The organism is Methanobacterium sp. (genome assembly GCF_038562635.1).
In the GTDB taxonomy this organism is placed as follows: Archaea; Methanobacteriota; Methanobacteria; order Methanobacteriales; family Methanobacteriaceae; genus Methanobacterium_D.
In genome coordinates this window covers 1-14,666 of the sequence record NZ_JBCFBO010000002.1, presented here as the reverse complement: position 1 = coordinate 14,666, position 14,666 = coordinate 1, and the positions used below count along the sequence as shown (strand labels likewise).

The window sequence follows — 14,666 nt, the reverse complement described above, 5'->3', positions numbered from 1 at the left end:
TAAAAACTTGTTTTAAGCCTTATGGTTGTCTTTCATTTTGAATGTTTTCAAATGGAATTATTACAAATGCCAAAACACCAAATAATATCGGCCAAATTATCTATAACTACTTCTCAAAAAATGAATAAATTATAATAGTCAAACACATTTCCAGTTACTATTATTTGCAATATTCGTACTGTTTACTAATTATGTCCTTATGGGAAGGACTCCAACTTGAATTATTAATTAATCCATTTGTTAAATAAATATCTTTCCATATGACATGACCATTTTTAGCAATAAATGGCCCTACCTTTAAAAATCCATCATTTAGAGCAGTGAATGAGTAGTTAACAGTTATCCATTCATTCTGAACATTTTCAGTTGTATAATCAAAATACTTAAAATTTTTAAACCACACTGCATCTTTTTGGGAAATCTTTGTAGGGTGATTGAATATCCTCAGTGTGAAAATCGTTTTATAACTGTCAAATTCAACTGAGCTATCTATATACACTCTAAAAGATAAGCTATATATATCCCCCTTTTTTATTTTAATCGGATTAGATAATATTGAATTATATCCTTCTTGTTCAAGGTATTTATTATTAATTACAACTTTATTATCAACTATATGAAAGTTACTATGCCAATATGACCAGCCAATGTTTCCCATTTTAAAATTAGCATTATCAATTAAATTCAAACAAGCCGTATCTTGCTTCATTAAGTTTGTATAATATTTTTCTTGCATATCGGAGAAATCACTAATGATAGGCAAGTTATTCAATAACATGTTCAAATACATTAGTTGCTCAGGAACAATGTTCGGACTTAAATGATGATGTTCCTTTACAGTTTCATCATTCATATCCATCAAATTAATTTTTTCTTGATTAAGACGTAAAAGTTCAGGCCATGTAACATCTATGAACTGATTACCCAAAACATAAATGTTAGACTCACTATTTAAAAGATATCGATTAATTTTAGGTACCAAATCAATCTCACGAACCCCTTCAGCAAAATGGGGATCCTTCCAGTTTTCAAAATGCCATGTACCATTGACAACTGGATCAACTGCTAAACCTTTGTAATTTCCCAGTGCACTATGAACTAAAGCACCGACACCTCCACGGGAAACTCCATATAATACTACATTTTCCGAAACAACATCGTATTTTTTCATCAAATACATAATAAGCTCTTGTATTTGTTCTTCATAGTCCGGGAAATGAGGTGTATTAATATAAAATGAACCCATAATAAGGTTAGCATCCGCCACCCTCACGATAATAGTGTCTTTACAAATACTTTTATGTAGTGTTTTAAAATGAGAATAGTAATAATATCTTCTTAAAGCATCATTACTCTCCATATCACTTTTAGGAGGTAATGTTAAGAAAGAAATCAATAATTTGTTTGGTTTGGATGTTTGGCGCTTCTTTTCAGGGCACTCAATATCATAAAACACATCTTTATATTGACTCAATCTATTCGTGGAAAATTGCCTTCGTTTAATAAAACGAGCATTCTTTGCGTAAGAACCATGTAAAATATAACCTAATGCAGCTAATTTCTGAATATGATTTCGCGAAAAGTCGTCTCTTCTTGTTGACAAAATATTCCTCGTATCTGCATTATATGAAACTAAAATCTCATCGACATCACGGATTTCATCCCAATTCTCCTCCAAAGAAAGTTCCATTCGGGTCTTAAATTTAGGCATCAGTTGTTCCCCCATTTTTTGTCGAATGACATCTTCTAGCTGAATAAAAGCATCTTGGTAATAATTGTCATTATAGTAAAACCACCACTGTTTAATTGGGTTTTCCAAGTCTGCAAACGACTCTTCGAAATCAAAACTTAAAACGGGCACTAATGTTGAAGCAAATTTATCTAACTTTTCCCAAGATTGATTAAAATTATCAACTTTTGATTGCCAGCTAAACTTTTTAGGAAATTTATTCACTTTTTTTCCAGCATTAATTGCATATTTTGGAAATCTAGCCCCATTCACAATAATTTGAATATCTTCTTTTACCAGCTTTAATTGATTCAAAAATGAGGTGAAATGACTTTTCCACAACTGATAATTATCTTCTTTTACTATCTTTAATTGATTCAAAAATGAGGTGAAATGACTTTTCCACAAAGGATAATCGGACTCATTCGGAAAAAATATTTCTGAGCCTTTAAATTCATCTTGGAATGCCCATGTATTATTTGTAATGTAGTCTCCGTTATCTAATTTAACCGCACCAAAATAAACATCTGCAAAAAAATCAATGACCACAATATCCGGCAACAACTCCAAAATTTGGTTTATCACATTTCTTGAATCATGTAGTCGTGCATAATTGGATGGAATATCTGATTTTTCATTATTTTGGAAACTCATCATGGACATATAATCGATATGTAATATATGTTCAAAAAGCTGTTCATCAAAAATGGGATTTGTTCGAGAATCAAAAATATATTGTGTAGCAGGACTACCAATTGTAACAACTTTTAAACTATTTTGCATGTTTACCCTCCTTTTTCGTAAAAATAACTTTTGCTAACTTCTCACTTGCTTTGCATGAATCATATTTAATAAACTTATTATTAAAATTGCTCATCTTGAAATCCCCAAACAAACTTGACTAATTATATTCATCGTGAGAATTTTAGTCCCAAGATCAGCAGACTTTTTTCATAAATTGGAAACATTTATATATTCATAATGTATTTTAACATGATGTACTTTTTTAAGACATTAGGTGATGGTTCTAATTAACTTTCTAAAACGATGATATGGATTGTTATATGGTTAATGCTTAGTTTACAATTAAATAATCAAGTATATCTAGCATTGAACATTGAATTGAAATTATCTCTAGAAACACAACTTCTTATTATTTCAATATTTATTAACGACATAAATTCTACCCTTCAATTATGTTGCACTATTTTCAGTACATAAAAACTCTAGAATATTATATTTCTACTATTTCTGTAAAATATTCGCATTATAATATGATCTTTTTATAAATTAAGACAACTAAAATCGAAAATCTATAAATTGTCTATATTTCCATTTTTAACACTTGCCCCATATATTTTGGTAATACTTTCAAATATTAAACAATGTATGGATTATGCCATCAACAAATCATATAATCTCTTTCTTGAATTCCCATCGCAATTTTCCAGGTAAATATCTAAGAATTTATCTATATTATATTCATCTGCAGGGTAATCCTTAATTATATCTCCTATTTGTTCTGTCTTGAAAACAACAGGTCCTGGAACAGCTGTTTTATAGTCTTCGTAGAAACCTCTACTTGATTTTTCAAATTTAGATAGGTCATAACTGTAAAATATCATTGGTTTTTTCATTAGAGCGTATTCATAAATTATGGAAGAATAGTCTGTTATTAAGATATCACAGCAGATTAAAAGTGTGTTCAATTTGTTGTAACCCGAAAAATCAAAGATGCTATCCTGATAGTGGGTAGAATATTCACTTATATTAATCTTATCTGCTATACGTGGATGGAGCCTAAGGCCTAAAACATAATTATCATCTAAATTAGACATTAATTTATCAATATCCAGATGAATCTTAATTTCACTTGTGTTATACTCTTCATCCCTGAATGTAGGCGCATAGAGTACTATTTTTTTGCCAGATAATTCTGGATAGCTGCTGAAAAATTCATCTCTTTTTTCTTGAAGAGCAGCTTTATTAAAGAAGATATCTGTTCGAGAGCATCCTATGTTGAATATTTTATTATCTTCCGCTTCAAAAGCAGTTTTATATATCTTTTTCATCCAACTGGATCCTACAATAAAGTGAGTGGTATTTTTATTGGTAGTTACTGCTAGCTTTTTGATCCACTTTTCCTCACAATCAAGGCCAAATTTCTTTATAGCACCTGTACCATGCCATAACTGCACTAACTGGGTATTTTTTTTGATTTTTACAGCAGAAAATGGTAGAAACACATTATCCATGAATATAGTTCTGGAAGTGGCCATGTGGTAAGGTACAGATATGAACATGTAAATTAAATTCTTAAACAGGTTTTTATCAGATTTAAATGTGTAATTATCTCGAGTAACTTCTTTAAATATTAATGTGGGGTCCTGTTTTTGGAAGTAGTGGTAGGTTGACCCTACATTTCCTTCATTAGTATTATCATGGGTCATAATGAGAAGTATCTTTTTTTTGTTTATGGGAAATAGATAGCTGAGATAAAAGAATATAGCCATTATATGATATGATGTGCGTTTGAAAAAAGCTAATTTGTTCATTGTTATTCCTCTTATCTAATTTCAGCTGTTATTTGAACAATGCGTTTTTTCCAGGATCAGATCAACAATTTTTGAAGAAGCATTTCCCTTATCAAAACTCGTGAATTTATTCAGAAATTCTCTATATTTTCCGCTGTAGCAATTACAGTCATAGTTTTTAATTGAATCAACTAAATCAATGTTATTTTTTACAACTGGGCCAGGGAATTCTTCAAATATGTTGAAGTAAAATCCCCTTAAATCATTTTTATATTTTTGGTAGTCATAGGCGTAAATGATCATGGGCCTTTTAAGTAGTGCATAATCAAAAATTACTGAGGAGTAGTCTGTTACTAAAATATCAGAAATCAAGTACAGCTCCTGTATATCCTGGAGATGATCACATTTATAGACAAATCCTTCATAGTTACTCCAATCTACTGGGTCCTTCACTAAATAATGTAACTTAACCAGTATTATATGGGTATCGCCCAATTCTTTTTTTAATAAGTCAAAATTTATCTGTGTGGAAAACTTATATATCCCATTTTTATGGAACTCATCATCTCGCCATGTAGGTGCATATAAAATGACCTTTTTGTTTAGAGGTATATTGTACTTCTTTTTAATAGATTCTATTGATTTTGTATCATTTTTTTTAAAGAGTATATCATTTCTAGGAAAACCAGTGGATAATATTTCCTTTTTAAAATCAAAACATGACTTGAATCGCTGCGTTGTATAATCACTTTGAGAGATTAAATAATCCCAGGTTTCAGTATTTTCCTTAAACAACTTTTTATATTCTGACAGCTCCATTTTCTCACTCATACTCAAAATATCCATGTCCATAGCTAATTTCTTTAATGGAGTCCCATGCCACAGCTGGATGTATGTGGTTTCTGGCCTTTTAACTAAAAATGCAGGTAGTCTTGTGTCACATGCCCATATTTTAGCTACTGCTAAATAATATAGGTAAAATAATCCTGCTCTTTTAATCTTTTTAGCATTTCCTGGAATTTCTAAATCAGTATTTTCTAAAGACCATATACACTTAAATTTTTTATCTAATCCCTGCTTTACCATTTCTTCATAGACATATTTTGGATTGCTGGAATAATTTCGGCCAACGCTGCTTTCAAAGAATATTACACTGTTATTTACAGGTAAAAGCTTTAGAAAAATGTGATACATTAATATCACTAATTTTTTAATTATCTGTCTAATGTTCATGTTAGCCTCTGATATTAGTTTTTATAATGGTAATTTTAATTGTATTCTTTTTCCAGCTGTTTTTGAGCGGCTACTTTATCAGTATTTCTGAGTTCTAAAATGCGACGGATTATTCTTTCGGATGATTTACCATCGTCTTTTTTGTTATATTTATCTTGGAATGCATTATATTTATCTTTATACAAACTGGGATCGTATTGTTTTATATCATTGATTAGTTCTTCAGTAGTTTTTGAAATGGGCCCAGGGATCTCTTCAACTACATTGGAATAGAATCCCCTGAGTTTATCACGGTATGATTCTAAATCATACATAAAAAAGAACATTGGCCTGTTTAATATACTGTAATCAAACATCACTGAGGAATAATCTGTAATTAACATGTCTGAAACCAGATATAGATCTGCTATATCCTGGCCTGCTCCAAATATGTAGACAAAATCTTTATAATCTGACCAATCGATATTTTCCATAACAAGATAATGATATTTAACTATTATAATATAATCCTTGGATAATTTTTCTTTCAGAAGATCAAAATCCATAGCTGTGGCGAATTTATATATGCTTCTTCTGTGAAATTCATTATCCCTCCATGTAGGGGCATATAAAAGTACTTTTTTGTTTTTAGGAATACCTAAATCGTCTTTTAGTTTATTTATATACTTTTTATTGTTACTGTTAACTAAAATGTCGTTTCTAGGATAGCCGTAAGTCCATATCTCTTTGCAAGGGGAAAATTTTTTAGAAAATGCAAATGCACTTTTAAATATCTCTGTTGAGAATTCATTTTGGGAGAGAAGAAAATCCCATTTCCTGGAATCCTGATAAATATTACGTTTATAAGTTTCTATATCTTCTCTACCTGCCATAAAAACATCATCCATATCTAACCCCAGTTTTTTAAGGGGAGTGCCGTGCCAGGTTTGTATATAATAACATTGTTCCCTTTTTTGGATATGGGGAGGATCTCGTGTATCAAACACCCATATTTTAGCCCTTGCCATGTAATAGTAATATTTTATTCTTGATCTCTTTATTTTTAAGGTATTTCCTGGGATTTCAGTATTTACATCTTCCAGTATCCATACACATTTCAATTTTTTGTCTAATCCCTGTTTAACCATTTCTTCATAAATGTGTCTAGGATTTCCACTGTAATTGCGCCCCATATTGCTCTCAAAGATGATTAAATCGTTATTTGCAGGTAATTTTCTGAAAAAAGCATATCCTGGTAAAATTAAATATTTTTTAATGAAATTTTTGATCATGGTTGTCCCTTGTTAAAATAATTATCATCTTAGTTAAGATGGTCCTTAAATACCTTTTCACATATCCTCTTACTTGAATAACCATCGTCCAGGTAACAAAATTTATTATAGAATGCATCATATTTTTCTTTATACTCTTCAGAAATTCTATCAATATTTTTAATATTATCAATTACTTCTTCGGTTGTAAATAACAGTGGTCCTGGAACCTCTTTTTCTATATCTATATAAAATCCCCTTAAAACAGATGAATATTTTTTAAGATCATATGTATAAAAGAGTATAGGTCTTTTTAAATTAGCGAAATCAAAAAATACTGATGAATAATCGGTTATTAATATGTCTGATATCAGATAAAGTTCTGCAATGTCATCGTAATAAGAAACATTGTAAGCAAATTTGTTAAATCTTGATAGGTCCAGATTATCTGCTATAAAATAATGGGTTCTCACTAGAATAACGTATTCTTCGCTCAATTCTTTTTGAATCTTGTCTAATTCTAATTTTAGATTAAATTTGTACTGTCCCTGCTCATAATATTCATCATCTCTCCATGTAGGGGCATAGAGAATTACTTTTTTATCTAAAGGTATCCCTAGGTCTTTCTTAATTTTTATTGAATGTTCTTTATTTTTAGTGTATAATATATCATTACGGGGATAACCGTACTCTAAAATTTCCCCAGTATACTTAAAAGCTCTCTTTAATATTTTGGTGGAGTATTCATTGGCAGATATTAAATAATCCCATTTACTTGCATCACTTACATAATGTTTCTTAACTTGAGGTGTAGCGGAATAGATTTCATCAATATCCAGTCCTAACTTTTTAAGGGGAGTCCCATGCCATGTAGATAATATTACTTGTCCTTTTCTTTTACGTAGCCTTCTCAGCTGTCTGAGATTAATTACCCAATATTTTGAGCGGGCTATATAATAATAATAGGAAAGTGAAAGTCTTTTAACCAGTTTGGGAGAACCTGGTATCTTTTTATTTTTATCATTTATAACCCAGATGAATCTAAAATTGTCTTTATAGTTGTTATACAGGTATTCATAAAGATATTTAGGGCTATCACTGTAATAATCTCCTCTAAAACTCTCAAAAAGGATCATATTCTCTTTTATTTTTAGCTTATTGAATATATTGATATAAATGGCTATATCTACTTTGGAAGGTGATTTAATAAGTAATTTGATCTTTCTAAAACTTAATCTAAGCTTTAAATATTTTTTTGCGCCCTTAAGATCATCTTTTTGTAATGATCTGATTTCAGGTTTTTGATACCATCTAATGGATTTTGGATGGAAATTGGTTGAAATTTCAGCTAATTTTTTAAAATGTTCGCTAATTAACTGATTTTCAGGGTCCCTGTGAAATTTTGGTGAAAAATCTTCTAAATAATAATATACCATTTTTCTATCAAGTCTTATCTTTAACTTTTCCTCAGAATCAATAAAACTTAAAGATTTAGTATACACTTCTGCATGATGCAAAGGATTATTTTCAGGATCCTCTTGATCTAAGGAAGGTAATTGAATTGGATCATCCCTTTCTCTTTTAGCGTAAATTGCATTTTCAACATGTTTAAAAGTTTTTGAATTTTCAATAACTTGAAAAATAAAGGGAACATCAGAGAAATATCTTAAACTTTCATCAAAGAATATATCATTTTTTAGCACTGTTTTTTTTATTAAAACATGTAAAGCTGATATATTTGAAATATCGCCACTGGGAGGAATCATGCTGTTAATTGAACAATCCCTGGCAGAAATTTTACATTCATTATCAAAATCATCTTGGGAATAACTATCATAAAATCTTTCAAGATTATAAAAAGTATCAATTTTTCTCCCGCTTATAACATCTGCATTACTATTTTTTGCTACAGCAACTAATTTATCAAGAGAAAGGGGAAATAAATAATCATCACTATCTAAAAAATACACATATTCTCCGTTAGATGTCCTTATTCCTTCATTACGAGCTTTACTAACTCCAATTTCTTCTTCAAAGCGTTTTATTTTTAAAGGCAATTTTGTCTGATAAGTGGTGATAATATCTTCTACATTTTCATCCGCACCGTTAAAAATTAAAATAACTTCATAATTTTCTATTTTTTGATTACACAAACTTTCAAGGCATTCTTTAAGATATTTTTTACCTTTGTTAAATGGTATAATTATACTTGTAAAGACCATAAAATCACCATAGTTATTAAAAGTGTTATACATTTTAATTTTCTAATAAATATCGGATAATGTTTTTTAACGTACTTAAAAACTCTGATTGAATATGATGATATTCAACTATTCCTCTTATTTATTTTATCCTTAAGTTATCATTATATAATTATTTGGGCGATATATTTCATTACTTAATATTAAACTATTTAGTAGATACTTCATGCATTTTAGTATTGTATTTTTATAATGGATTCATGACATTTAGATTCTTTTTAGATGATCATTAGTTAAATAAATTTAAATGCTAATTGAATAAACAGTGCTGTTTATTAAAAATTAATATTTACTTCATAAAACTAATTGAAAATGATTTATAATATTTTATGAATTTATAACCAAAATTCAAAGTTTAATCTTAATTTTAAACAATTCATTTTTATTAAAAGTCGTATAATTATCTTTAAAAACTTTTTTAGAATTCATTATTTGTGTAAATGTCATATTTTAATTTTTCAAACATTGACTCAACTTTCAAAACTAAAGAACCGTTTGGAACGATATTTAACCTTTGATAGTTGTTTACAACAAAAAAATAAAGAAAAATACTACTTATTTATTAACAGTGACTGAAGTCTGTACTTTTTGACTGTCCACCGTTACGGTAACACGTGCAGTTCCGTTAACAGTTCCACTACTTAAATTATTCGTGGCAGTTCCATTAATTGTAGATAATTGACTTTTTATACTTCCTAAACTGGTAGTAAAACTCACAGGAATGCCATTTGGAACATGCCCTGAAGAAGGATTATGGTAAACACCTTTGTTATCATGCATTAAATTTATAGTTATTGTAGATGTTGTGAGATTATTAATTGAGCTTGGAGAAGACGCAACGCGGAGTACTAACCATGTTGTAGGAGTGCAACCGATTATACTTCCTGTAGCAGGGCCACTATTTAAGCCCCACCAGTTGTAATTGGCATTAACTGTGCCGCTTGAACTGAGGATATCTTTACCTTTACTTGTCGCAGTGTTTCTAACAAACCTATTAAAGTGAGCAGTTAAAGTACCGTTGCTATTGCAGATAGCACCACCATACGATGCAGAATTACCAGTAAATGTGCTGCCAATTACAGTTAAGGTTACTTTATTGAAAATAGCTCCACCATAATTTGCACTGTTACCCATGAAAATACTGTTATTAATACTTAAACTACCTGTACTGTAAATAGTACCTCCATAAGCCGCATGGTTACTTGTAAAAGTACTGTTACTAATAGTCAATGATTTACCATTATTGAAGATAACACTTCCACTTTTATCTGCCCTGTTACTTGTAAAAGTACTGTTACTGACAGTCAATTTACCGTTTTCGTAAATGTTACCCCCATAATTTGCATGGTTACCTGTAAAAATACTGCCACTAATGATCAAAGTAACGTAAGAAAGTATAACACCACCCACACCGGTTGCAGAGTTATTATAGAACTTGCTACTGATAAAAGTCGAAGTGTAGACTTCAGTACCTTCAGTAACATCGTCAATACTGCCGCCGTGATCTGCTTTATTTTTTGTGAAAGTACTGTTTGTTACCTTTAAAGTACCATAATTGTGGATCGCACCGCCTCCATCACCAGCAGTATTATTCGTGAATGTACTGTCAGTTATAGTTAGACGTCCGCCTATTTTATTAAATATGGCGCCGCCATCATCAACAGTTGCTCTGTTATTTGTAAAAGCTGTTTTAATAAAAGTTAAGGATCCGCCGTAACTAAGAATAGTTCCTGCATTAGAAGCACTGTTATTTGTAAAGGTAGTTTTAATAGATGTCAAAGATCTGCCATAATTAAGAATAGCTCCTGCATAAGATGCATGATTACTTGTAAAAATACTATCATTAATACTCAAACTATTGTTAATATAGACAGCACCTCCATAAGTTGCATAGTTGCTTGTAAAGGTACTGCCGCTAACACCCAAACTACCCGTACTAAAGATCATACCACCACTAGTTGCATGGTTACCCTTGAAATTACTGCTATTAAAGGTTGAACTGCTTGTACTGTAGACATTACCTCCATAAGTTGCATAGTTGCTTGTAAAGGTACTGCCGCTAACACCCAAACTACCCGTACTAAAGATCATACCACCACTAGTTGCATGGTTACCCTTGAAATTACTGCTATTAAAGGTTGAACTGCTTGTACTGTAGACATTACCTCCATAAGTTGCATAGTTGCTTGTAAAGGTACTGCCGCTAACACCCAAACTACCCATATTATAAATTGAACCCCCGCAAGTTGCACTGTTACTTGTAAAAATACTTTTAATAAAAGTCAAAGATCCGTACTTACCGTAGACAGCGCCGCCATAAGATGCATGGTTACTTGTAAATGTACTGCTGCTAACAGTCAAGTTACCTACAGTATAAATAGCTCCGCCACTAGTTGCATAGTTATTTTTAAAATTACAATTATCAAGAATTAAATTACCGCTATTTGCAATAGCACCGCCATACGTTGTATTTCCATTTGCAAATGTTAAATTATGAAATGTTACAGTTTTACCTGCTATAATCTGGAATATTTCAGCTCTATTGGTTCCGTTTATTATAGTACTCGTTTTGCTTTGACCAGTGAAGGTTATATCCTTGTTAATAATGATGCCCGTATTTTTTGTCCCTGTGTAAACCCCATTTGCAATTTTAATTGCTCCACCGTTTGATACCGTCCCTGTTGCATTTTTAATACTGAATTTTGCTGTTCTCCAGGAAAGACCGTCCCATGAATCACTTCCATGCGAACTATTTACATAAATAATTGTAGAAGAAGCAGAAACTGTGTTAGTCATTGATAACGCTGCAAAAGCTATGCTACAAAATAAAAAAACGAGGATTATCTTTTTCATACACATATGGATACTGTTTTATTTTATATATCATTTGCTATTTTTTATTTTTGAAAGTTAAATCTTAATGAATTAATTAGTATGAAAAAATATTACTAAAGCAAATTAAATGAATATAAAATAGAGTAGTAATGTATTTTTATTTTATCTACTTTAATTCAAATATTATGATGAAAATGTACTGTTTAATATAATTACCATTAAATCCAGTAATAAAACTTAAACACTGGTTCCATTAGTTTGCTAAAAGTATTCCATAAAACATTGCATTTATGAACTGACGCTTAAATTGGATTTCGTTGATATAAATGGTGTAAATGCAGTAAAGATCAATAGGGTGATAAAAACACATAATAAAACAAAAAATAGGATATTATGCCGTTAAGAATAAAATCTTATTTGGCAGCAACTGGCTAAATTATAAAAACTAATTTTCCAAAAAGATAATTACCTCACATATTTGTGAAATAGTGAATCCAGTAGCTATATCCTCTTTTATAGTAAATATTTTTGCTGTAAATTTGTTAAATATTCTCTCATTATCTGCAGGTTCTAATTCAAACATATCTAATTTTTAATTAACATGTCTTTTAAAAATTCTGCTAAAAATATTTTTAAATGGATTTTCTTCTTTATATTGTGGATTATTTTTGTTAAAAACATCGTTAAAAATACTCTTACATGCATCACCATTCTCGTACTGGCAGTAGTTTTTATGGAAAGCATTTATTTTGTCTTTGTACCTGGATTTGATGGAATCCAATTTTAGTAATTCCTCAATAACCTCATCTGAAGTGGATACTATTGGTCCAGGTACTTCTTGTTCAAAGTCTAGATAAAATCCGCGTAAATTGTTTTTATATAACTCCAAATCGTAAGCAAAAAATATCATAGGCTTGTCTAAAACTCCATAATCGAACATAGCAGAGGAATAATCAGTTATCATGACATCGGATATAACATACAACTCTTCTATACTGCTATATCCAGTTACATCTACTGCAAAATCATTCAACAATTCCCTTTTTAACCCTTTAGCTGATAGTGGATGTGCTCTTAAGAGTAGGACGTATTCGTCTCCTAATTTTTCTTTCATCTTTTTAAGGTTTAACATTAAGTCAAATTTGTTTTTCACACGCCATGTTGGAGCATATAAAACAATTTTTATGTCTTCAGGAATGTTTAATTCTTTTTTAATTTTATTTATGGATTTAGGAGTATTCAATGCAAATATTTCATCTATACGAGGATAACCTGACTTTAAAAACTCTTTTTTAAACATAAAACAGCGTTTGGCAATATCTGCTACTTTATCACTGGATACAGTAATATAGTCCCATCTGTTGCACCGGTTTATATATCTATTTAAACTTTCTTTTGTTTTAAAGTCATCAGGCACATCTATTCCCAGTGTTTTAAGTGGTGTTCCATGCATGGTTTGAATTTCAACTACACCGCTCCTTTTTTTATAAAAGTCTGGGAAATTAACGTTGTTTACAAAGTATTTAGCAGTGGCCATGTAGTAAAAGTATTTTAAGGATCTAAAACGTACTTTCTTTCCATTTCCATTAATTTTAACACTTTCATCGAAAAATACCCAGATACAGTCGTATTCCGGATAATTTTTATCTATATATTCGTACAGATAGCGGGGGTTACAACTGTATTTGTTAGTCCAGTAAGACTCAAATATTATTCTTTTTTTATTTATTGGTAAAAGCCTCATTAATGGATAGAAATATCTTTCTAAGGCTTCTCTTTTTCTTGTGGTATTTTCTTTTCTTGACCAAGTTAAACTCACATTTAAACTTAAATAACCATTAGAATTGATAATTCTGTACTTATGAGTTTTAAACTGCTTATTTTCAAAAGTTTTATCATAGATTATCTGTATTTTATGAGATATAGTGCCAGATTTAACAGTATAATCTACATAAAATTCCCATGTATCACTAATGAATAAGTTGTTGTTCATTTCATCTTTAGTTTTAATGATAAATGTGTTCTTTAAAATATTCTCATTTTCTTCAATGTTTTCTTCTTTAACAGAAATAATAAAACCCTGTTTTTTGGAAACACCCCTTAATTTAGAATTTAATATCTCTTGATCTTCGCCTAAACTATTTTTATTTAAATATATGGAGAGTTTTAAATTATCATTTTCCCAATTTAATGAATTTAAATAGGTTTCAGCACGATATTTTGTTATTATGACTCCTTCTGACGTTGAATTATTTAATTCAATTAGATTATTGCCAAAAATCTTTTTTTGATAAATATTTCCATTTAACTCCTCTTTTTGATTATTTCTATAATAATTTAAGGACCATTCACCTATTTTTAAATTATTTATTAGATCATCAGAAATAATAGAAGTGAAACACTTTGCATTTGGAAATTTATCAAGTATTAATCTATTTAATTTGATGTCACAGTTTTTGAGGGTAATTGGAATTTTTATATTTTTGTTGGTCATTGATTCAGTTTCTATTGCATCGATCCTAAATTCATGGGTTAATTTTTCATCATCGACCCATCCCTCAAAATATAAATCATCATTCTTAAAATAAGAATTGTTAATTCCCAAATGTTGTTCTGTTACAAAAAGGCATAAATCCCCTTTAGCATTATATTCAAATATTATATTGTTGTAATGAGTTAAGTAAGGTTTTAGTTTTGGTTTTTTATTTGGGCTTCCTAAAATTATGTCCCTGTTTATTCCTGGCATTTGAAGGTTTATTATAAGTTTATATTTACCAGATCCTAGTTTTAGAAATTTAGGGTCATTTAAATCAATTTTTATATT

Annotated in this window: 7 protein-coding genes; all 7 read right to left on the bottom strand. The window is 30.0% G+C overall.

Annotation, left to right across the window (positions count from 1 at the left end; all coding sequences use genetic code 11):
• Positions 1-160: 160 nt before the first annotated feature.
• Positions 161-2,512: an XcbB/CpsF family capsular polysaccharide biosynthesis protein gene (locus AAGU07_RS12165; RefSeq protein WP_342459384.1), complete on the bottom strand. Its 2,352-nt coding sequence runs from the start codon at positions 2,510-2,512 to the stop codon at positions 161-163.
• A 611-nt stretch (positions 2,513-3,123) separates the two neighbouring features.
• Positions 3,124-4,284 (bottom strand): CDP-glycerol glycerophosphotransferase family protein, encoded by a 1,161-nt coding sequence (locus tag AAGU07_RS12160; protein ID WP_342459383.1) that lies wholly within the window; start codon positions 4,282-4,284, stop codon positions 3,124-3,126.
• A 21-nt stretch (positions 4,285-4,305) separates the two neighbouring features.
• Positions 4,306-5,457 carry a CDP-glycerol glycerophosphotransferase family protein gene (locus tag AAGU07_RS12155; protein ID WP_342459382.1) on the bottom strand — a complete coding sequence of 384 codons (1,152 nt, stop codon included), beginning with the start codon at positions 5,455-5,457 and terminating at the stop codon, positions 4,306-4,308.
• A 74-nt stretch (positions 5,458-5,531) separates the two neighbouring features.
• The gene (locus tag AAGU07_RS12150) at positions 5,532-6,767 is read right to left on the bottom strand and encodes a CDP-glycerol glycerophosphotransferase family protein (RefSeq protein WP_342459381.1); all 1,236 of its coding nucleotides are present in this window, start codon (positions 6,765-6,767) and stop codon (positions 5,532-5,534) included.
• A gap of 29 nt (positions 6,768-6,796) precedes the next feature.
• The gene (locus AAGU07_RS12145) at positions 6,797-8,968 is read right to left on the bottom strand and encodes a bifunctional glycosyltransferase family 2 protein/CDP-glycerol:glycerophosphate glycerophosphotransferase (protein WP_342459380.1); all 2,172 of its coding nucleotides are present in this window, start codon (positions 8,966-8,968) and stop codon (positions 6,797-6,799) included.
• Positions 8,969-9,562: 594 nt separating this feature from the next.
• A complete protein-coding gene (locus AAGU07_RS12140; RefSeq protein WP_342459379.1) occupies positions 9,563-11,803 on the bottom strand; it encodes a right-handed parallel beta-helix repeat-containing protein in 2,241 nt (746 codons plus the stop codon).
• 631 nt (positions 11,804-12,434) lie between these two features.
• Positions 12,435-14,666: CDP-glycerol glycerophosphotransferase family protein (locus AAGU07_RS12135; protein WP_342459378.1), on the bottom strand; the 2,232-nt coding region annotated here is incomplete at its 5' end.

What these genes read in the sequence shown, in the direction of transcription:
- AAGU07_RS12150 (WP_342459381.1), bottom strand. Translation starts at nt 6,767, where the DNA reads ATGATCAAAAATTTCATTAAAAAATATTTAATTTTACCAGGATATGCT.
- AAGU07_RS12160 (WP_342459383.1), bottom strand. Translation starts at nt 4,284, where the DNA reads ATGAACAAATTAGCTTTTTTCAAACGCACATCATATCATATAATGGCT.
- AAGU07_RS12140 (WP_342459379.1), bottom strand. Translation starts at nt 11,803, where the DNA reads ATGACTAACACAGTTTCTGCTTCTTCTACAATTATTTATGTAAATAGT.
- AAGU07_RS12165 (WP_342459384.1), bottom strand. Translation starts at nt 2,512, where the DNA reads ATGCAAAATAGTTTAAAAGTTGTTACAATTGGTAGTCCTGCTACACAA.
- AAGU07_RS12155 (WP_342459382.1), bottom strand. Translation starts at nt 5,457, where the DNA reads ATGTATCACATTTTTCTAAAGCTTTTACCTGTAAATAACAGTGTAATA.
- AAGU07_RS12145 (WP_342459380.1), bottom strand. Translation starts at nt 8,968, where the DNA reads ATGGTCTTTACAAGTATAATTATACCATTTAACAAAGGTAAAAAATAT.